Genomic DNA, 21,219 nt, shown 5'->3' on the forward strand with positions numbered 1-21,219 from the left:
CCATTCATAATTTTGACTTGTTTTTGTTGTTGACCTATATTTGCCGCGAGCATGCCAATCATTTGACTTTTGTCCTAACAATGCACGCGAAGACACGTAAAGATGCGCTGGAAGTCGATGCCGCACCGGCAGACATCGTGAACCGCGACACAGTCGCACTGACCCGACGCCTCCTCCTCGGCGCGGCTGCGGCGGCTAGCGCTGCAACGCTGCTGGCAGGCACACCACGCACAGCGAGTGCAGCGCCGCGGGTGAAGGGCGCCGGCGCCGCATCTGCGGGGCGCGACGTGCTCGATGTCGTGATCATCGGTGCCGGACTGGCGGGCCTGACCGCCGCACGCGACCTGAAACGCGGCGGATGTGACACGTTCGTCGTCCTGGAGGCACGTAGCCGTGTCGGCGGCCGCACCTACAACCATGACCTTGGCAACAGCGTGGTCTCGGAAGCCGGCGGGCAGTGGATCGGGCCCGGCCAGACCGCCATTGCTGACCTGGCGCGCGAGCTCGGCGTCGACACCTTCGAAACCTATTACCAGGGCAAGACCGTGTTCCTGGCCGGCGACGTCCGCGTGGCGCAGGATCTCAAGGGCGGCGTCGGCGCCCAGGGAAAGGTCGCCGCCAAACTCAGCGAGCTGGCGCGCCGCGTACCCAGCGGCGCACCCTGGAAAGCGGCAAACGCGGCGGAACTAGACAAGCTGTCGCTCGGCGACTGGCTGGCACGGCAAGACTTGAGCAACGAGGAACAGTTCTCCTTCAGCCTGGCCGCAACCCTGTCGCTCGGCGCGCAACCGGCGCAACTGGGACTGTTGCACTACCTGTCGGTGATCAACAGCGCTAACAGCGACTACGACACGCTTGAGAGGATCAAGGGCGGCGCCCAGGAGACGCGCTTCGTCGGCGGCGCGCAGATCCTCAGCATCCGGATGGCACGCGAACTTGACCACAAGGTGCGGCTGTCCTGCCCGGTACGCAAGATCGTTGGCTGGGATCGCGACATTGTCGAATTGCACACCGACCAGGGCGTGGTACGGGCGCGCCACGTGATCGCCGCACTGAATCCGGCGCTATGCCAGCAGGTCGTTTTCGACCCGCCGCTGCCCGCCGGACGCGCGCAATTGCATCGGCTCTGGCCGGCGCACGCGCCCATGCGCAAGACAGCGCATGTCTATGCACGGCCCTTCTGGCGCGACAGGGGATTCAACGGGCAGGTTGTGCCGCTGGACGGCCCGCTGATCTGGTCGGTCGACAACTCGCCGCCAGACGGCTCAGTCGGCGTGATCAGCGCATTCGTCAAGCCTGGCTTCCTGCCCGCCGAGCCCAAGGCTGCCGCACGCATCCTCTCGGCCATCTATGCCCAGGCGTTCGGGGACAAGGCGTTGAAGCCGATGCAGTACCACGACCTCGACTGGGGCAAGGTCGACAACTGGTCGATGAGTTGCATCAACCCGATGCCGGCGGGCTTCTGGACGAAGCTGGGCCAGTACCTGCATCCGCCGACAGGGCGGCTGATCTGGTCTGGCACAGAGACGGCCGACATCTGGGCTGGCGCCATGGATGGTGCCGTGCGTTCCGGCCACCGCGCCGCCCTGCAGGTGCTGGGCGCCCTGGCATACCCGGTTCGGGAGGCATGAATGAAATACAAGCGCCCTGTTCTCGTGGCGGCTGCGGCCGTGGTGGCGGTGGCCGCCTTCATCGTTCCCGACCTCGTGGGCTATCACCGGTTCGGGACGGCACTGGATAACCAGGCCGTAGCCAGCCAGACCGATGGTGGACGCTGGCCGCAATTCCCGGAGACCTGCTTCGCCTGCCATGGCCCGCGCGGTCAGTCCCACAATGCCGAGTACCCTGCCCTGGCCGGCCAGCCGGCGGCTTTTATCGAGGCGCAGTTGCGCGCCTTCGCCAGCGGGCAGCGCGACAGCCCGACCATGGGGCCGCTCGCCAGGAACCTGACGGATGAGCAGATCGGGTTGCTGGCAGCCTATTACACAAAGCAGGCGCCCACAGGTAGCCCGGATGTCACGGCCAGCGCCGCGCTCGAGGCGCGCGGCAAGGCTGTGGTCCAGGCGCGCAGTTGCCAGGCCTGCCATGCCGAAGGGTTGACCGGAAAGGACCTGGCTCCACGCCTCGCCGGCCAGGGCGAGAGCTACCTTGGGCAACAGCTTGCCGCGTTCAAGAGCGGCAAACGCCATGACGCGTCCGGCGCCATGGACAGCATTGCCGCCGCCTTGTCGAACGAAGACATCCCGGCAGTGGCCCGCTACCTGGCCAGGATGTCGCCTGACCGCCGGGAGATCGGCGCCCGATAGGGCCCGACGGGGCAGCAAGGGTAGTCGGCAAGATGCGCGGGTCAGACAGGAGACGGGGAATGCGCCCATACACACCGTCCTGGCTGCCAGCCGGCTTGGCGGCTGTCCTCATGCTTTGCATGGCGGCAGCCATGGGCGTGGCGCCGCGCAGCGCCTACCATGACCCTGGTGCGCCACGCCGGCTGGAAGCCCTGCAACTGCCCGACGTGCGCGACCAGCTCGAAAAGCTGGCGGATGCCGGTGCAACTTACATCCACGAGGAGCCCATGCGACGCGGCGACACGATCGCCACGTTGCTCAGACGGCTCGGCGTGGAAGATCCCGACGCACAGCAGTTCATTTCCAGGGATCCGGCGGCGCGCACCCTTTTCAACCTCCAGCCGGACCAGGTCGTCCAGGCCGAGGTCGACCAGGACAAGCTGCTGGTCTCGCTGCGCGCCCTCGTTGCCGGCAATGCCACCGCCTCGCGCGAACTGCTGATCCGGCGGGCTGGCGACTTCCAGAAGCCCGCCTTCAAGGCGAACTTGCAGGCGGTCAGGAACGAACTGCGTTACGAGATGCGTTCCGGCACCATCACGGCGAGTGGGTTCTTCAAGACGATGGACGCCGCGAATGTGCCCGACGAGATCGTCCGGCAGATGATCTCGATCTTCTCGGGCGTGGTGGATTTCCAGCACGACATCGTCCAGGGCGATCGCTTTCACATTGTCTATGAGGCGGGCTTCCGTGACGGTGCGCTGGTGCGCAACGGTCGCGTCGTGGCCGTCGAACTCGTCAACCGCGCCCAGCTCTACCAGGCCCTGTGGTATGACGGCGCAGATGGCGGAAATTCCGGTGCCTACTACACCTTCGACGGACGGGGCATGGCGCGCCCGTTTCTCCGCTCGCCGGTCGAGTTCTCGCGCTTGTCGTCGGGCTTCGGCTGGCGCAACCACCCGGTGCACCACCAATGGATCCAGCACAAGGGTGTCGACTTTGCCGCCCCGACAGGAACCCGGGTCTTCGCAACAGCGGACGGGACGGTTGACTTTGTCGGCCAGCAGACGGGCTACGGCAATATCGTCATCCTCAAGCATCCTGACGGCTACTCGACATACTATGCGCACCTGTCGGGCTTCGCTGGCATCCAGCCTGGCCAGCGCATCACGCAGGGGCAACTGATCGCGTACGTCGGCCAGACCGGCTGGGCGACCGGACCGCATCTGCACTACGAGCTTCGCTTCAACGACGTGCCGCAGAACCCGCTGAGCGTCATGCTGATGGAACCCGTCACGCTGTCCGGACGCGCACGCCAGGGCTTCCTGAGCCAGGCCAGCGACATGTTGAGCCGTATCCATGTTCTGCGCGGCATTGAAGTGGCATCCAGCCTCGGCTGAGCCGCCCCAAGTGGCGCACTGTCGACTCGCGAGTTGACCAGGATCCTCCCCGCGCATGCCGGTTTGCACCGGCAGTGGCTGCGAGTATGCTTTCCTTCATGACGCGGATTCCGGCCGGCCTGCCATCGCCTCTTGCGCGCAGGCGCCAGACCGCCGACTGCGGGGGCAGATCATGCGCAGGCAGCCTCATGACGGATCGGGAAAGGATCGTCCTTCCGCCCTCGACTTCAGGGAGGGCGAGCCGCACTTCAGGCTGCTTGCCGACGGCATCCCTCACATGGTCATGACCGCCGATGCGGATGGCCGGATCGATTACTGCAACCGACGGTGGACGAGCTATACCGGCCTCAGTCTTGAGCAAACCCGCTCCGGCGCCTGGAAATCGGCCGTCCACCCCGAGGACTTCGCGCGCAATATCGGCCACTGGGCAGACGCAGTGGCGAGAGGCTGCGAGTACGAAATCGAATATCGCCTGAAACGGGCATCCGATGGCGCCTACCGATGGCACCTTGAACGCGGGTCACCATTGAAGGATGCTGACGGCAAGATCGTAAAGTGGCTTGCATCCGGCACCGACATCGAAGCGCTGAAGCAGGCCCAGGCCTCTGCTGAAAGCGCCAACCATGCGAAGTCGGAGTTCCTGTCGAGCATGAGCCACGAGTTGCGTAATCCGCTGAATGCCATCCTCGGCTTCGCGCAGCTGATGGCCTCCGAGTCTCCGCCTCCGACCGCGTCGCAGCAGGCCAGCATCGACCAGATCCTGAAAGCGGGCTGGCATTTGCTGGAGCTCATCAACGAAGTCCTTGATCTGGCCAGGATAGAAGCCGGTCACGCGTCGCTGTCCCCCGAGCCGGTATCGGTCATCGACACCCTGCGCGAGTGCCACGCAATGCTTGAGCAGCAGGCACTGAAACGCACGGTCCGCATGCGGTTTCCCGCAGGCGAACTACCCTGCTTCGTCCGTGCCGACCGAACCCGCCTGAAGCAGATCCTCCTCAACCTGCTTTCCAATGCCATCAAGTACAACCGGGACCAGGGCTCGGTCGATGTGCAGGTGACGACGACGGAGCATCGCGTATGCGTCAGCGTGCGCGACACCGGCGCAGGGTTGACACCGGAACGGCTGGCCCAGCTATTCCAACCGTTCAATCGGTTGGGGCATGAGGCAGGCCCCGTGGAAGGCACCGGCATTGGTCTCGTGGTGGCCAAGCGGCTGGCCGAGTTGATGGGTGGAACCATCGACGTCGAAAGCACGCCTGGCGTGGGCAGCATGTTCCGGGTCGAACTGCCTGCTGCCGCGCCTCCCGCGATGGCTGGCGAGAGCGCGGAGGCCGCCTCACCTGTCCGGTCGTCAATCGAAGCTTCATCCACGATGCACACCCTGCTGTATGTGGAAGACAACCCCGCCAACCTCAAGCTCCTGGAGCAACTCCTCGCCCGCCGGGCAGACGTGCATTTGTTGTCCGCGGCTACCGGGATTCTCGGAGTCGAGCTCGCGCGCACTTCCCTGCCCGAAGTGATCGTGATGGATATCCATCTGCCGGACATCAACGGCATCGAAGCACTGGGGCGCCTGCGCGAAGACCCCAAGACGATGCATATTCCGGTCATCGCCCTCAGTGCCAATGCCATGCCACGCGACATCGAGCGGGGCATGAAGGCAGGATTCTTCCGGTACCTGACCAAGCCCATCAGGATCCATGAATTCATGGATGCACTGAACGCCGCACTGGAACAGCCGCGAGGATTCATTGCCCAGGGCTAGCACCGAGTCCCGCGAACTGGCTTGCCATGATCCACCCATCGGACATCCTGGCTGCAAGAATCCTGGTCGTTGACGATCTGGAGGCCAATGTCCTGCTGCTCGAAAGGATGCTGCATGCGGCCGGATATACCAGCGTCGAATCAACCACCGATCCGCGCATGGTTTCCGAGCTTCACGGCAGGAACCACTATGACCTGATCGTGCTGGATCTCCAGATGCCTGGCATGGACGGGTTCGAGGTCATGGAGAACCTCAAGGTCGTCCAGCCGGCCAGCTACCTTCCGGTGATCGTTGTCACCGCCCAACCCGATCACAAACTGCGCGCACTGCAGGCCGGCGCGAAGGACTTTGTCAGCAAGCCATTCGATCTCGGCGAGGTACTGATGCGGGTGCGGAACATGCTGGAGGTGCGCCTGCTGCACAGTGAGTCCTTGCAGTACGGCAACGCGCTCGAGCGCAAGGTATGTGAGCTGGAAGCAAGCAGGGAAACCATCGTTCGCCAGAGCGATGAACTCAGGCACCTCTACGAGAAGCTTGTTCGCGAGCAACAGGTCACCGAACGGCTGCTCCTCAACGTACTGCCGTCTCCTATCGCCGAACGCTTGAAGCTGCGGTCCGATCTGATCGCCGCCGGCCCACCGGAAATCATCGCCGACAGGTTCGAAGAAGTCTCGGTGCTGTTTGCCGACCTCGTTCAGTTCACCCGCTTCTCGCCTGCCCTGAGCCCAGAACGACTGGTGGCCATACTCAACGAGATCTTCGCCGACTTTGACGATATCGCCGATAAACGTGGGCTAGAGAAAATCAAAACGATCGGCGACGCATATATGGCAGCCGCCGGCCTGCCCTCCCCCGCTGCAGACCACGCAGCCCGGGCCGCCCATATGGCACTGGACATGATGGAACTACTGAACCGGTTCAACGAGCGAAGCGGGTACGACTTACAGTTGCGGGTTGGCATCCACAGCGGCGCGGTCGTTGCCGGTGTGATCGGTCGACGAAAATTCATCTATGACTTGTGGGGCGAAACGGTCAATATTGCTAGCCGGATGGAGTCCCACGGTGTGGCCGGCCGCGTTCAGATAACGGAAGCCACTCAGCAACGGCTTGGGAAGCCATTCCTGCTGGAAGCGCGCGGAACCATAAACGCGAAGGGCATCGGCGAGCTACGTACATGGCTAGTGGCTGGACGAACCACAGACGCCTCCCGGTAATCGCATGCTGGCTGCGACGCCACATGGTTCCACGAGCGGCTTCAGTCCGGCTTAACCCGAGCGTGTGCCGATTCCATACTCACATTCAATTCGTCGCGTTGACGGACTCCGTCCGCCATTACTCCTTCCTGGTGAACCATCGCCAGGACCATCACCTTGAATTCGGTGCTTTACTTCCGCTGGCGCGGCCGCTCAGCTTTCAACAACATATGCATGGTCTCCACGATCCTCCTTCGCAGCGACGATGCTTGATCGCTTCAGCCGACTCAAGGTGGAAGAACTAGTCGCTTACTTGCGTACTGCTGAAACGAAACATCGTTTGGGATGGCCGTTATAGAGCGTCTACCGGCCTTAATTGCGGTGTAGGCCGGGTGGCCGAGATGGGTCGGGAAGCGACGGCCAACTCGCAACTTTGGTGCTCCTGTGAAATCAGGAACGCGCCGCTTGCCAACGTGCTAACGCCGTGCGCAGCAGAGAAGCGGACACGGCCAACAGCACGAGGTCCTTCAGCAGGAACTGACCGATCGGCGCGGAGATCGCCGGGAACCCACCAGCAGTCGGCTCGGCCACGCCGGGGGTGGTGAGAAAGAACGTCAGCGTGATGGCGTACGTCGCGCATGACATGGCTGCACCAAGTACTGACGCCCCACGATGGAATGCACCGACGGCCAGCGTCGCCGCGGTGGACAGTTCCAGCACGCCAATGACACCGCTGGCTCCACGAACACCGAATGCGTCGATGAGCCAACCCATGAAGGGGCTATTCTCAATGAACGGCGCAATACCCTGCGCTTCGTAGGCGGTGAATTTCATCCCACCGAACCAGAGAAAGACAATGACCAGGGACCAGCGCAGCAACGCTTCGTGGTTGTGGATGGCTTCGTTGGTCCGCGTTGTGGCAACGGAGGTGATGGGTTGCATGTTTACTCCTCAACAGATTTGGTGTGTGGCGGAGGAGCACGCCCTGGTGGCGCAGACCTCCTTTCCTGTCATTGCGACGATGCGCGTGCGCGCATTCCGGCGCGGCCGGTTCCAGCTCTGCCAGAACCGGCGATTTCGGAAAATTCCTCGTTCCAGAGACGTATCAGGCGCGTCCCTTACCGATATGAAGTCGCCCCATGGACTTCGGGACTATCCCCACGCGGGAAGGTGCGTTTGAGCGGCGTTCAGTCGCGGAACAGGTGCGTGGCATGCGTTACGGCCCCGCCCGCCCGAATTGCCGCCGCCACAAGTGCGGCTTCCGCAAGTTGCTCATCGGTGGCGCCGGCATCGTGGGCGGCCTTGGTATGCAGGGCGATGCAATATGGGCACTGCGTGGTCAGCGCGACGGCCACCGCAATAATCTGCTTCTGCTGCACCGAAAGCGCGCCGTCAGCGAAAGCTGCATGGTCGAAGGCAAGGAAGCGTTTCATCGCTTCAGGAGCGTTTTCGTCCAGCTTCTTCAAACGGGCAAGATCTTTCATATCGAACATGGGAACCTCCATCAAGACTGGGATTGGAGTAGGTATGATAGGAATGGCAAGGTTCCAGGTGGTCTTAGTTTGGTTTCAATTCGTCCAATGATGGCATCCTCCCCTGCTGCACATCGTGTGCTCGAACATTTCCTTGCCACACTCGACATTGGTGTCACGCACATCACACGGTGCGACATCCGCGATGGCTGGAGCGTGCGTTTCGAAGCGTGTGAAACGGCCAGCCTCCACTACTGCCTGGACGGTCGCGGGACGCTCGACGCAGGCGATGGCCACCGCATCGCGTTACAGCCGCACAGTTTCGTCTTGATGCCGCCGGGCGTTTCCTACCGGCTGGAGTGCGAGCTCGAGTCGCCAACCGTTTCGGTGGATCGGGCAAGGCTTGGCTCATGGTCCGCGCGCGAAACGGCGCCGACAGTGAAGGTGGGCGAGGCAGCAGTGGGGGTTGAGATGGCATGTGGGGAGTTGCGTTTCGCGACGAGTACCGCCGATCCCTTCAGGATGCTGCGGCGTCCAATCGTGACCCGATTCGACGGGCCTGCGGGGCTGAAGGACCAGTTCGTCATGCTGTTGGCGGAAACCGCACAGCCCGGATTGGGCTCGAGGGTTTTGATCGAGGCATTGCTCAAGCAATGCTTGATCATGCTGCTGCGGCGCCAGGTGGAGGACAAAGACGCGGAGCTGTCGTGGACAGCGGCCGTTGCCGATCCCCGCCTGCTTCTCGCATTGGAGAAGCTCTTTGAACATCCCGAAGCGCCGCTGTCGGTGCAGCGATTGGCCGATCTGGCCGGTATGAGCCGTTCAGCGTTCGCTTCGCACTTCGAACGAGCGTTCGGCCAGACGCCGATGGCCATGCTGCGCGCGGTTCGGCTGCACAAGGCCGCGGAGCTGCTGGCGACCACAACCCTGCAAATTTCCCAGGTGGCGCACGCCGTTGGTTTCTCCAGCCGCAGCAATTTCTCACAGGCGTTCCACAAACAGCATGGTGTGGACCCAAGCGGATTTCGGCAGCGGATGACATCTCGTCAGCGTGTGGGTGGCGACTGATTTCGACTGCTGATTCAACCGGTCGATGCAGCAGTGCCCCCAATCCAGTCCCGCCAGAAACCACTCACGGCCTTGCCTTTGGAAAGGTTCAGCGTCACCCGTTCCGTCTCAAAGTTAATGGGCCATCGATCCCGTACGAATCAATTGCCAGGCATCGGTGCCGGTAAATGCGATAGTCAGCTACCTCAACGCTTCCATCCAGGACCTCGGTACGCTTGACGGCACGTACTCCATGGCAAAGGCGATAAATGCGGGTGTCAAAGTAGTAGGAGTAGCTCAGACGAATCGCGGTCAGCTGCATGGATTCTTGTGGACCTCGAGTGGAGGCATGCTGGATCTGAGAACCCTGGGCGGTAAGAACTCCGAAGCCGCATCTGCGCGCGGAACGATTTGGTGGGGTGAGGCGCCCTGCACGGTTAATTGATGCCGATGATTGGCTCGATGCGTAAAGCTCAAAATCATTCCGGCCACTGTGCTACCGGTAGATGGCGGAGCCATTTGGCGCAAAGATGGCCAGCTGCTGGATCGATTTCACGGTGGCTCGCCTGTGGAGAGGCAGACGGTGCTCGTATCGGACACCGTCTGGGATGCGATCATGGCTAAGCCGTGGCGACGGGAGTCGGTATCAGGCCAGCGCACCGTCGGTGTAGACGTCACGGTTGCCGGTGCTCGCGGTCAGGCCATCGCGATTGCTGATGCGGGCACCGTCAGCGTAGACGTCACGGTTACCGATGCTCGCTGTCAGGCCATCGCGATTGCTGATGCGGGCGCCGTCGGTGTAGACGTCACGGTTGCTGATACTTGCGGTCAGGCCGTCGCGATTGCTAACGCGGGCGCCGTCCGTGTAGACGTCACGGCTGGTGATGCGAGCGCCATCCGTAAAGGAGCTGCGCTGATCGTTGACTCGATAGGTGTAGCTGTACGCTTCACCGGCCTCTTGCGGGGTAGCCTGGGCAACGCCTGCTACGAAAGCGGCGGCAATAGCAGCGGCGGTCAGGATGGTCTTGGCGTTCATGATGTTTTCCTTGCGTTGGGGCCGGGCGATGCTGGTTTGGGTAGCTGATCGAGGGCCAATGTCTGTGCTGCGTAGTAAGCAATCTTCTCCTCGCCCTCACATCTAACTATCTTTTAGTAGATAGATGCGAAGAATCAAAAAAAGACCGCCTCCGGTACTGACAAAGTGCTTGGTATTGCGTGGACCGCTTTGCGTGGCTGCCGTTGGTGTGGTGCTGCGTCGCTGTCCATGGCCCGAATACTATCTACTACTAGATAGATAAGCAAGGATGAATCTGTTCATTCGACGGAAAAGATTTTTATCAGCCCAATTGAGGCGCGCTATATCAAGGGTAAGTAACTGATTTTATTACATAATATTCGACACAAGTCGCGCCGGGACATTGCTCATCCGGCCACAGAATCGCTGCGCAAATATCGATCATAGAGCACACTGATAGCTAGCACTACGCTGGCTAGTCGGCCCCATCGGGCTTGCGGGTCTGTCAGCAAGAGACACTTAAGGCGTCGATGACCGGCCCGCCGAAGCCAAAACATCTCGAGCGCCAGCGAGGCATCGAAAGATGGGGGTCGCCTGCCGCCGCCAGTTGTTCAGAGCGTACTTCTTCCAGCGGATCGCCGACGGTACGCTCTTGGCCAGCCGGGAGCGAAAAGCTGTGCACGATTTTCTTCGATCGCGTCAGGCCAGCGGAAAATCGCAGCCGGCGCGACGGGCGGAATTCATTTCGTCCTGACGGCACCCCGGCGCCCGGCTTCGGCAGCGCATCAACTTCCAGGCAAAGGCCTCTGCACATCCTCGAGCGCGGGCTGCGGCATCACCTTCGATGTCCCCTGCCCCTTAAGTCTCCCTTAAGTCTTGCCTCATAGAGTGACGGCGTACCAACAACCGGGATAGAGACGCCATGACTCCGCAGGATACGCAAGCACTCGAAGTCTTCCTGACTCAGTTGACCCAGGCCCGCGCCGGCGCGAAGGACCCGCAGGCGGAGGCACTCATCGCCCAGGCGGTCGCGATACAGCCGGACGCCGCCTATTTGCTGGTCCAGCGGGCCATGCTGCTCGATCATGCCTTGTCGACGGCAAAGGCGCAGATCGCTGCCTTGCAGGGCCAGTTGCAGGCCGCGCAGGCCAGCGGCTCCCGCAGCTTCATCGATCAGCAGAATGCGTGGGGTGCCAGTGCGAATCCCGCTGCCGCGACGCCCGTGCCAGCGCCCGCTCAGGCCGTGTCACCTGCGCTGCAGACGCCCCCGGCGCAGTCGCCCCGGCCGGGCTTCCTGAGCGGCGGGTTCGGCAGCACGCTGGGCAGCATCGCAACGACGGCTGCCGGCGTGGCTGGCGGTGCCTTCCTGTTCCAGGGTATCGAGAACCTGTTCGGCCACAGCAGCAAGAACGCGATCCTGGAGCAGTCCGGCATGAACACGCCAGGAACGGAAACGAACGTCGTCAACAACTACTACGGGAACGATGACCAGGCATCGGTCGCTGCGAGCTATTGGGGATCGGATAGCGGCAATCTCGATGCAGGCCTGAGCGACGACGGTTTCTTAGACGACGATTCGACCGTGATCTAGCTTCATCGCGCAGCGCGTGGCAACAGGTGTCATGATGGCGGAGTGTGCGGGACCCCCGCGCGCGCCCTGGATCGGGAAATTGCGGAGCCCGCCCCGGCTTGAAGACTTTAGCAACGAGGAGACATGGGTGCATGGGCATGACGGGTACTGTATAGGCGCAAAGTATGGCCGTCATTCATTCGCATGTTATGCGCACTCCGACTCACGCGTCCTCGTGCTCTCGATTCGACATCTGCGAGAGTTGGGGTACGCACCGGACAACGAGTGCCCCCCAAGGGGGCGGCGGACGACGAAATCTTCCGCAGGAAAGCGCTGATCCGGCAGCATGCGTGCCTGGGCTCCCTTGCGAGCCAGCCGGAGGGGATAGCGCCGCCTCCGACCCTTCTCCCCCTGATGCCTCCCCCAAGAGTTACCGCAGCAGCAGGAGGGATTCAGTGCAACTTTTACACGAGCCGGGCGTGCCCGAACTTCGGCGTTCCCGTGCCCGAGACGACGACCATGGGTGTGGCGGATATCTTCAGAGACGTTCCGCAAGCCACGCGAAGCGCTACCCCCCAATCTGATACGGGCGATAGTTGCCGAGGCAGGTGCGAATTCCACCTGAGTCCGCGAGCGCAGCGGCCAACAGTTCCCGACTAAGCAGTCTGCCGCCGACGGCTGGCCACCTTTCTCGTTCCCGCGCGCACAGGATTATCTTCCACGGGCGCATCCTCGCCTCTTGCGTGCAAGGCGTGGCCGCAGTCCACACCGAGCGTTAGGCGTAGCGCCCGGCACAAAAATAATTTACATTGCGCTTTAGTCAGCATTTCAGCCCGGTTCCAGATGGCTTCTGCTGAATATTGTTATAGCTCAAGCACTTAGCGCTGCCTCCATGGCTCAGGATCCCAGTACGCACGCCGTCACCAAACTCACCCGCACCGAATTTGCCGTGGTCCGTGCCTATGCGCAGGGCATGCGGCCGGTGGACATCGCCAACCGCTACTTGCTGGACCCGGATGAGGACGAGCACCTGAGCGAACCCCAGGCGATCCAGCGCATCCTGGCCTTGCGCGACCGGCTGGTGCAGTTCGCCCTGCAGCATGGCCAGCCCGAGATCGCCGGCATGTTCGAAGCGCTGCGCGCGCGCTCAGAGGTTGGCATGTCCCGGCGGGTAGACGCCGTGTCGGCGCTCGAGCGGCTTGGGCAAGGCTACCCGCAGCCCCAGCACGAGGTGTCGCTCTGGTTCAAGCCGAGCCTGGCACGCCGGCTGGTGGCGGCCAATATCCGGCGGATTGAGGACCTGACGTCCTTGGCGAACCGGCGCGGCAGCAGCTGGTGGCGCACGGTACCACGCATCGGCGCGCAGTCGGCCGAGGTCATCACGCACTGGCTGGTGCGCCAGCGCCCGGCCATGGGCGCCGCGGCGGTCAAAGCCTATGTGCTGCCGCCTGCCGCCCACGCCCGCCGCGACGCGCTGGTGCCCTTGGCCTTGGCCCCCGGTATGCCGTATCCCGTACCACTCGAGCATATGCTGGCGCCGGCCCCGAGTACCGCGGCAGGGCCAGCGCTTGCCGCCGATCTGGCGTTCGTACGCGCCTGGCTGCAGGACCGGGCGCCGCATACCCGCAACAGCTATCGGCGCGAGGCCGAGCGGCTGCTGTTGTGGAATGCAGCGCGCAAGAAGGGGCTGCAGGCGTTGGAGGCCTGCGATCTTGAAGCTTATGCGGAATTTTTAGCGGACCCTCAGCCGGCGGCGTTCTGGTGCGGCCCGAGCGGGGCGCGCGACAGGATGCACTGGCGGCCATTCGAAGGGCCGCTGGGAGCCAGTTCGGTGGCGGCCGCCTTACGAGTGGTTCGGGCGCTGCTACGCGCAATGGTCAAGGCCGGGCATCTGGCGAGCGCCCCGCTCATCCCAAGGCAAGCCGCCGCCGCTGCGCCCACGGCGCTGCGCGCGCCGTCCGTCCAACCCGACGTGGAGGCCTTCCTGGTCTGGTTGGGGGAGGCGCGGCAGGGTCCGAGACATCGTGCTGCGCTTGCTGCAATACAGCTCATGCGCAGCGCCAGCTTGCCACTGAGCGAGCTGGCGGCGCTGCGCTGCGCCAGCCTGCATGCGGGTCCCGACGACACCTTACTGCGACGGCCGGGTTCGCGGCAGCAACTGGTGGCCCTTGACGCTGCCGCCCGACAGGCCTTGCAGGCGCATTGGGCCGATCGCGGCTGGCCAAGCATGATGCCGCCGGCACAAGCAGCGCTGTTGGCCCCGACGGTACAGCCTGCCACCAAGCGCGGGCGCAACAAGCGGCTTGCGGGCGTGGCGGCAGGCTACTCGGCCACCGGCCTGGATCAATTGATGCGTAGTCTGTGGCGGCACTTCTGTGTGCAGCGCGGGGAGCTATCGGAAGGGTTCACGCCCGGCCAGCTTCGCACCCGCGCCAGCCGGGCCTGAGCTACTAGCGCCTGGAGGCCAACGTCAGCCGAGTTTCGCGCTGCGCGAAGCTCCAGAGCCAACAGCCTTTTCCCCACCGCGATTTCAAGCGATGCAAGCAGGTCGCAGAAGCCTTCCTGCCCACAATCCTGGCATTGCGAGAGTGCGCGTAGTACGGGGCCGGCCTCGCCATTTTACTTACCATTATCTGAATAATGGTAATTGAATGTCGGCGCTGGCTATAATGCGTCGCATTGGGCTGGAGAACCGCCTCGGGTCTGGCCCGGCGACGCGCCAACCCGGCCGCCCACCGCCGCCTTGGCCCGCCATGACGATTGACCAGAGCCCTGCCCGTACTGCCGATGAATACCTCAGCCCTTCCGCCGAACGCACTGGCTAGCCCGGTGCTGCCAGCAGGGCTCTCCGACCCCCAACTGGTGCTCGCCTGGCTCGACACCAAGTCCGCCGCGGGTCTCGGTCTGCGCACCAGCACGCGCAGCCAGTACGAACTCGAGGCGCACCGACTGCTCTGGTACGCGCACGAGCTCGGCCGGCCGCTGCGCACCTGGCAGGTCGCGCATGCCAGCAGCTACCTTGCCTTCCTGCGCGACCCGCCCGCGCACGCAGTCGGCGACGGCCGAGCGCGCCGCGCCAGCCCTGGCTGGCGGCCGCTGCGCGGCCCGCTCTCCGAGGCGTCGCGGCGCCAGAGCGCAGTCATTGTGGGCATCCTGTTCGACTGGCTGGTACGGGTCGGCGCGCTGCGGGTCAATCCGTTCGCCATGGTTCCGCGTGCGCGTGCGCGTGCCGTTACCGGCCCGGGCTCACAGCGGCGCTTCCTCGAACTGGAACAGGTCGTCGCGGTATTCGAAGCGATCGAGGCTCGCCCGGCGCCGACGTTGTGGGCGCAACTGCACAAGGCGCGCGACCGCCTGTTGCTTGCGCTGCTGGTCCAGACCGGTTTGCGCGCCTCCGAGGTTGCCGCGCTGACGTGGGCGGACTTCGAACTCCAGCCTGGCCGGTCACGCACGTTCTGGACTGTGCGTATCCGGCAGGCGAAGGGTGGCGACGATCCGCTGGTGCCGTGCGACAACGCGATGGACGAACTGGCGCGTTTCCGACGCCTGGTGGGTCTGCCCCCCGCGCCGAGCGCCACTGACACCATCGCGGTCATCCCGGCGATCGGGGGCGGACGTCAGCGCGCCGCGCCGGTAGCCGACCCGCTCGAGCTACAAGCAATGCTGGGCCGGCCGCTCCGTACGCGCCAAGGCATCTATGTGATCGTGCGCGCGGCCTTTGCCGAGGCGGCCGATCGCCTAGAGCGAGAGCACCAAGGCGAGCAGGCGGCCAGGCTGCACGCAGCGTCGACGCACTGGCTGCGGCATACCCATGCCACGCAGCTGCTACGCGCTGGCGTGCCGGTGACCGACGTGCAGCGCGCCTTGCGACATCGCGACATCAACACTACGCGGCGGTACACCCACGAGACGCTGGAAGACGTAGCACGCGCGTTGGCCGGCAAGATTCCGGGCGCCGCGTAGGGGGCTTCGTCGAAAGACACTCTCGTATCCGGCCCGATGGCCAAGCATTCCCCGCAGTGGGGCCAGACCACGCTGCGCAGCATACTCGCACGCGCTTGCGGGATCCTTCGGTGCATTCAGTCGAATGGGCCGTGATTTGATGACGTAGACAAGCGCCGTCCCCTCTGGGCATTGGCGACTCTTCCACTAAGCGCTGAAGCAAAAATTGTGGCGGTATGCAGTGCTGCGCCGGGATTCTTCTCTCTTCCCCAGCTTGGCTGCACCCGGCATCTGTGTAGCCTGCTGGCCCGCACGCGCTCAGACATACCCTTTGGGAGCCAGGCCGTCGCCCGCGAAACAGTACCGCGTCTGAGAGCAGAAGCGGGGCGATACGCAACGGCATGCGGCGTGAGTGCAGCGGCTGTTTGGCTACGCGTCTCTGCAAGCTTTGCCGCTGTTCGCACCGAGCGGGCACGACGCCAGCAATTCGCCGCGCTCTATCGCAAGCGAACTTCGCACTCATGGCCGGGCGGTGACCCAGCCTCCCTCGACTGAACGGGTCGGCATGCCGGCGGATAATGCCGCTCCCCAAATCCTTTGCCTACCCGTCGTGACCTCCCGGGATTTTGAGGTACTGAGACGGGTCCGAACTTGGGAAGGTCTGCGAGTAGCAGTTGGCAGCGTCCCAACTTGGAAAAGTCAGCGAGCTTCACATGTGGCGCCGTCCCACCCACCTTGGGAGCATCCGTGAGCAGCGCTAGGACTGTCCCAACTTGGGAAACTCGACGAGCTACGGCTAAGCACCGTCCCAACTTGGGAAAGTCTGCGGCCTGCAAGTGGCGCCGTCCTTGGGAACGTCGATGAGCCGCGCCTGGACCGTCCCAACTTGCAAACCTCGATGAGTTGCGGTACCACCGTCCCAACTTGGGAAGGTCCGCGAGCCTGCACGCGGCACCGTCCTACCGTGGGAAGGTCTGCGATTGGCACTGAAGCGTCCCAACTTGGGAAAGTCGGCCTGCATGTGGCGCCGTCCTACCGTGGGAAGGTCTCGATTGGCACTGAAGCGTCCCAACTTGGGAAAGTCGGCCTGCATGTGGTGCCGTCCTTGGGAACGTCGGCGATCTGCGCCTGAACCGTCCCAATTTGGGAAACTCGCGGAGCTGCGGCTAGCACCGTCCCAACTTGGGAAGGTCCGCGAGCCTGCACGTCGCACCGTCCTACCGTGGGAAGGTCTGCGATTGGCAGTCAAGCGTCCCAACTTGGGAAAGTCGCGGAGCTGCGGCTAGCACCGTCCCAACTTGGGAAGGTCCGCGAGCCTGCACGTCGCACCGTCCTACCGTGGGAAGGTCTGCGATTGGCAGTCAAGCGTCCCAACTTGGGAAAGTCGGCCTGCATGTGGCGCCGCCCTTGGGAACGTCGGCGATCTGCGCCCGGACCGTCCCAATTTGGGAAACTCGCGGAGCTGCGGCTAGCACCGTCCCAACTTGGGAAGGTCTTCGAACCGCACCTGGCACCGCCCTACTTGGGGAGCTCTACGTCGGCACTGAAGCGTGCCAACTTGGGAAAGTCAGCCTGCAGCATGTAGCGCTGTCCGTGGGAACGTCGACGAGCCGCGCCTGGACCGTCCCAACTTGGGAAACTCGATGAGCTACGGCTACCACCGTCCCAACTTGGGAAGGTCTTCGAGCCGCACCTCACCGTCCTACCGGGGGAAGGTCTGCGATTGGCACTGAAGCGTCCCAACTTGGGAAAGTCTACGGCCTGCATGTGGCGCCGTCTTGGGAACGTCGGCGAGCCGCGCCCGGACCGTCCCAACTTGGGAGGCTCGACCCGCCGCTAGCTCCGTCCATACTTGGGAAAGTCTGCTCGCGGCGATGTCAGCGTCGAGTAGACAAAAAAAAAGCCCGCTCGAGGCGGGCTATGTACTCTTCTAGGAAAGCTTATTTGGGCTGGTGGTGGAACGTCTCGCTAATTAGCTCCCGAATCTGCGTCTCCAGGGCTGCGGTTAGCACCCCAGCTTTAACTTTCACCGTGAAGCCGTTGACATCCTTCGTAATGGAGCCTGCTTGTTCCTTGCCCGAGAAGAATTTATCAATGCTTCGCTCACTCGCGGCGCTTGGCGCCGAGGCGCGCCGGGTCGCAAGTGCCTTGATAGCGCCAGCGGCCTTCCCTTGCTCCATCTTTCCCGATGCAACAAGTGGCCAGATCTCTTTAGCGGCATCATTCCCCGCCTCGCCATACTTTCGGATTGATGTGACGATTGCTTCCGCCGCACTCCCACCCAGCAGACGCGGCTGAAGGTCGAGGTCCTGCAACACGAAATCTGGCAATTGCCCGAAGCTCAAGAACCGGTAGAGGCCGCTTTTTGACAGGCCAAGCGCCTCGGCGAGCCGCACACGCGACGGAAATTCCTTCTCCGTCTGCCGGATAGACAGGGCGATTTCGTAGTCCGACAGGTCATCGCGGCTGATGTTTTCCACCATCGCGAGCACCGCCATGTCGGCGTCAGAACACTCCACGACAACCGCCTTGATCGCATCGAGCCCCAGCATTTTGTGAGCGCGCCACCGGCGCTCACCCGCCACGATTTGGTAGCCGCCTTCAGCGCGGCGTACCACGATGGGCTGCATCAGCCCGACTTCACGAATCGACTCCGCCAGCTCCGAGAGCTTGGATTCGTTGAAAACGCGCCGCGGCTGCCACGGATTCGGCCCGATATCCGCAACAGCGAGCTGCGAAGCGACGCCGGCCGCCTCCAACTCCTGGACACGGATCTGCGCGACGGCCAATGCGCCAGCCAGGCCCGGTGCCGTCTGCGTCCGGTCGTTACGCTTGACCTCGTCCTGCTGAATAGCCGAGGTCTTCCGGATGCTGGCCGTCTTCGCCAACAGCTGTTCCCGCATATTGCTCATTGCGCGTTCCTCCACTTTTCCGCATAGATTTCATCCAGCCATCGGCAGTATTCGACAATCGGCTGGCGCACTCGCTGCAGCGACTTGGCTGCGCTATGCGTGCTGCTCACGTCAAAAACCGTTGAGAACGCCAGAGCCCCGGTGCTCATCACAGAACTCGAGGGCACTTCAATCGAATGCAGCCAGCTCTCGTAAGCGCTCTGCGCCCAGGCTCGTACGATGGGGGCCGACGAAGTGCGCCCGTAGTCAACCTTCGAGAGCAGCAACGAGACGAAGTCGTATTTCTTGTCCGCCTCGTACTTGATGAAGCTCTTGGAGACGTCTGAAAACAGGCGCCAGAACGACAGCGAGCTGATGAAGTCCAGATTCTCAGGGACCATCGGCATGACCATCGCGTCTGCAGCCAGCAAGGCATTCAGGTTGAGGTACGAAAGCGACGGCGACGTATCCATGAGGATGTAGTCGTAGTCCTTGCGCAATGGCTCCAGCCCCTCCCGCAGTACGGTCCAGAAACGAAAGCCCGGCTTGATCTTCTGCATAGCGGGCAGATGGAACTCTGCCCCAATCAACTCGGTGTGCGCTGGAATAATGTCAAGGCCATCCCAGTAGGTCGACTGAACGCGTGCCTGCAGCCCACCTTCGATCTGCTGATCATAGATATACGGCAGGATGGTGTCTTCCGGCGTGACGTCCTTTTCGGCATACAAGCCACAGAGCTCCGAAAGTGAGGCTTGAGGGTCGAGGTCGACCACCAGAACTTTTCGGCCGCGCAATGTCAGCCCCTGGGCAAGACACATTGTCGTGGTGGTCTTGGCCGACCCACCCTTGAGCTGGGCGGTAATGACGATTTTTCCTTCCGGCTGTCTCGTTCCCGTGACAAGCGGCGTCTGATAAATGTCCGAGACCTTCTGAACCCAGATGCGAGCCTCTGCCAGCGTGAAGGTCCTGGTACGCCCAGTACCGGCCGCAGTGCCAGGGGGCAGCTCGCCATCGCCCTTGGTCGCCAGATACTGAACCTGGGAGTGTGAGATGTTGCACATCTCCGCAATCTCCCCTGTTTTGAAAATCGGTGCGGTCTTTCTTGGCCGCGGTGCGAGGATCGTCTCGCGAAGTTCGTCCGTAAAAATGGTGACCTTTTCCGCGAACTGGGATATCTGCTCAAGCGGTACAGTTCGGTCGACTGCAGGAAGTTGGCTCGTTTTCACCATTCTGAGGTTTTTCCGGAAAATTCGAGAAAGCTCAGAATACAGGAAATACTTGAGCCATGGCTCATAAACCGCTGTTTTTTAAGCAAAGACTCCTCAAAAACAACAGATTTGCCTAAATTTTAGGCACTTCTTGTAAGCCCCTGGGGTCACAAGGGGCACCTCACTCTGCAGTGTTTGTTTCAGCCCTTGGAAGCCGCCACCGAAAAGCGGCACAAATGACCTCACCTTCAACGGCCCGCATCCTTGAACCCCATCAGCAAGGTGAGGTCGTTTGTGCAATTCAGCGGATCTCCACAGCTGTACTTGCAAGCAACGCGGCACAATCAACCTCACCTTCATTTGTCCCGTGGGGCCCAGGGCAGTGCGGAAGGGAGTAGGTTCCATGTTTCTGCACAATCAACCTCACCTTTGCCTTGTCGGACGACAGAGCCTCAGCAGGGGAAGCCAGTCAAGGTGAGGTTCATTGTGCTGCTTAACGCCGTGGCTTCCGCGTTGCACAAACAACCTCACCTTCGTGACACGTTGCATGCGTTATCCAAGACGGCCAGTCGGGGAGGGCGGCCCAAGGGTGGCCCACAAGGGCGAGTTCGCCAATACAGCACAATAAACCTCACCAAGACCCATGCACTCGCTCTCGCGCGATGGTGAGGTTCATTGTGCAACTGGACGTATGGTCGGACGGGGCAGCACAATGAACCTCACCTTAATCCTGCACAAATAACCTCACCATGATGCTGGGCGCCAGTGGATATGGCGCTGTGCACACTCCGCGCGTGGCATTGCCTGCGGTCGTAAGGGTGATTTTGTTCGCCGCATGAGCACTTGCTCCGCTTTCTGCCCTGAGCGGAGCCTATAGGAAAGCCAGGAATTCTCCGAGGATGCAGGCTCAGTACCGCAAATCTGGTGCTCCGCGGTGAGCGGCTCGTATGCGCGGATAGGTTTCATGACTGCGGGCCCGGTGTTGGTTAGGTTTTTTTTGAAGTAAACAAGCCAACCTACAAACAAGGAGCGCCGAAATCCTTTTTCATCAAGGACTTAACCTTCAAAAGGTGAAGTTCATTGTGTCAGAGGTGAGGTTTGCTGTGCTGCAATAGTGCGGTTTACTGTGTGGGCAAGGTGAGATCTGCCCCGCAACAAGGTGAGGTTCGTTGTGCTCGAGCCACGAAGGTGAGATGGATTGTGCGTGACCTGTGGAGAAGTCTTAGCTACCCAAGCTAGACAAAGGCTAGAAGGAAACGGCTGCTGATGTAGGTGAGGTTGTTTGTGCGTGTGGTGAGGTTCGTTGTGCGCGTCGACCGGTAGGGCCGGCGCACGTCGTCAATGGTGAGGTTCATTGTGTTGACAGAACCTCACCATCACATGCTAGAGTGCCCGAGCACCAAAACGAGCACCAAAACGAGCGGGAAGACGAGT

Annotated in this window: 15 protein-coding genes; 10 read left to right on the forward strand and 5 right to left on the reverse strand. The window is 62.3% G+C overall.

The features are described 5' to 3' along the window. Positions 1-80: 80 nt before the first annotated feature. From AC10V3_RS40910 to AC10V3_RS40930, 5 genes are read left to right on the forward strand one after another with little or no spacing between them, the layout of a single operon-like run. Positions 81-1,631 carry a flavin monoamine oxidase family protein gene (locus AC10V3_RS40910; RefSeq protein WP_490924656.1) on the forward strand — a complete coding sequence of 517 codons (1,551 nt, stop codon included), beginning with the start codon at positions 81-83 and terminating at the stop codon, positions 1,629-1,631. After that, the gene (locus AC10V3_RS40915; RefSeq protein ID WP_490924408.1) at positions 1,632-2,306 is read left to right on the forward strand and encodes a c-type cytochrome; all 675 of its coding nucleotides are present in this window, start codon (positions 1,632-1,634) and stop codon (positions 2,304-2,306) included. A 59-nt stretch (positions 2,307-2,365) separates the two neighbouring features. Then, positions 2,366-3,682 carry a M23 family metallopeptidase gene (locus tag AC10V3_RS40920; RefSeq protein WP_041682267.1) on the forward strand — a complete coding sequence of 439 codons (1,317 nt, stop codon included), beginning with the start codon at positions 2,366-2,368 and terminating at the stop codon, positions 3,680-3,682. A gap of 55 nt (positions 3,683-3,737) precedes the next feature. Next, positions 3,738-5,447 carry a PAS domain-containing hybrid sensor histidine kinase/response regulator gene (locus AC10V3_RS40925; RefSeq protein ID WP_022539878.1) on the forward strand — a complete coding sequence of 570 codons (1,710 nt, stop codon included), beginning with the start codon at positions 3,738-3,740 and terminating at the stop codon, positions 5,445-5,447. A gap of 26 nt (positions 5,448-5,473) precedes the next feature. Further along, a complete protein-coding gene (locus tag AC10V3_RS40930) occupies positions 5,474-6,661 on the forward strand; it encodes an adenylate/guanylate cyclase domain-containing protein (RefSeq protein ID WP_490924409.1) in 1,188 nt (395 codons plus the stop codon). A gap of 429 nt (positions 6,662-7,090) precedes the next feature. On the opposite strand, the gene AC10V3_RS40935 is transcribed toward AC10V3_RS40930, so the two are convergent. After that, positions 7,091-7,582, reverse strand: a complete 492-nt coding sequence (locus AC10V3_RS40935) for a YkgB family protein (RefSeq protein WP_022539876.1) — start codon at positions 7,580-7,582, stop codon at positions 7,091-7,093. A 245-nt stretch (positions 7,583-7,827) separates the two neighbouring features. Then, positions 7,828-8,133 (reverse strand): carboxymuconolactone decarboxylase family protein, encoded by a 306-nt coding sequence (locus AC10V3_RS40940; RefSeq protein WP_022539875.1) that lies wholly within the window; start codon positions 8,131-8,133, stop codon positions 7,828-7,830. A gap of 117 nt (positions 8,134-8,250) precedes the next feature. Between AC10V3_RS40940 and AC10V3_RS40945 the strand changes: the two genes are divergently transcribed. Both AC10V3_RS40945 and AC10V3_RS40950 read left to right on the forward strand, forming a co-directional pair. Next, a complete protein-coding gene (locus tag AC10V3_RS40945; protein ID WP_022539874.1) occupies positions 8,251-9,180 on the forward strand; it encodes an AraC family transcriptional regulator in 930 nt (309 codons plus the stop codon). Between the two features lie 232 nt (positions 9,181-9,412). After that, positions 9,413-9,604, forward strand: coding sequence for a hypothetical protein (locus AC10V3_RS40950; protein WP_367576170.1), 192 nt, complete (start codon positions 9,413-9,415; stop codon positions 9,602-9,604). Positions 9,605-9,805: 201 nt separating this feature from the next. Here the strand turns inward: AC10V3_RS40950 and AC10V3_RS40955 are convergent, their stop codons facing one another. Beyond that, entirely contained in the window at positions 9,806-10,195 is a 390-nt protein-coding gene (locus tag AC10V3_RS40955) for a hypothetical protein (protein ID WP_022539873.1), read from the reverse strand. 901 nt (positions 10,196-11,096) lie between these two features. Between AC10V3_RS40955 and AC10V3_RS40960 the strand changes: the two genes are divergently transcribed. The 3 genes from AC10V3_RS40960 (at position 11,097) to AC10V3_RS40970 (ending at position 15,707) form a co-directional block, all read left to right on the forward strand. Next, positions 11,097-11,765 (forward strand): DUF2076 domain-containing protein, encoded by a 669-nt coding sequence (locus AC10V3_RS40960; protein ID WP_022539871.1) that lies wholly within the window; start codon positions 11,097-11,099, stop codon positions 11,763-11,765. 952 nt (positions 11,766-12,717) lie between these two features. Continuing rightward, positions 12,718-14,190 carry a phage integrase family protein gene (locus AC10V3_RS40965; protein ID WP_490924410.1) on the forward strand — a complete coding sequence of 491 codons (1,473 nt, stop codon included), beginning with the start codon at positions 12,718-12,720 and terminating at the stop codon, positions 14,188-14,190. A 341-nt stretch (positions 14,191-14,531) separates the two neighbouring features. Then, positions 14,532-15,707: a tyrosine-type recombinase/integrase gene (locus tag AC10V3_RS40970; RefSeq protein ID WP_041682264.1), complete on the forward strand. Its 1,176-nt coding sequence runs from the start codon at positions 14,532-14,534 to the stop codon at positions 15,705-15,707. Positions 15,708-17,626: 1,919 nt separating this feature from the next. On the opposite strand, the gene AC10V3_RS40975 is transcribed toward AC10V3_RS40970, so the two are convergent. Both AC10V3_RS40975 and AC10V3_RS40980 read right to left on the reverse strand, forming a co-directional pair. Beyond that, the gene (locus tag AC10V3_RS40975) at positions 17,627-18,598 is read right to left on the reverse strand and encodes a ParB/RepB/Spo0J family partition protein (protein WP_022539868.1); all 972 of its coding nucleotides are present in this window, start codon (positions 18,596-18,598) and stop codon (positions 17,627-17,629) included. Further along, positions 18,595-19,806: a ParA family protein gene (locus AC10V3_RS40980; RefSeq protein WP_022539867.1), complete on the reverse strand. Its 1,212-nt coding sequence runs from the start codon at positions 19,804-19,806 to the stop codon at positions 18,595-18,597. Before AC10V3_RS40980 ends, AC10V3_RS40975 begins: the two co-directional genes overlap by 4 nt. Between the last annotated feature and the right edge of the window lie 1,413 nt (positions 19,807-21,219).

The sequence above is a fragment of the Cupriavidus sp. PB-02 genome, assembly GCF_058252315.1.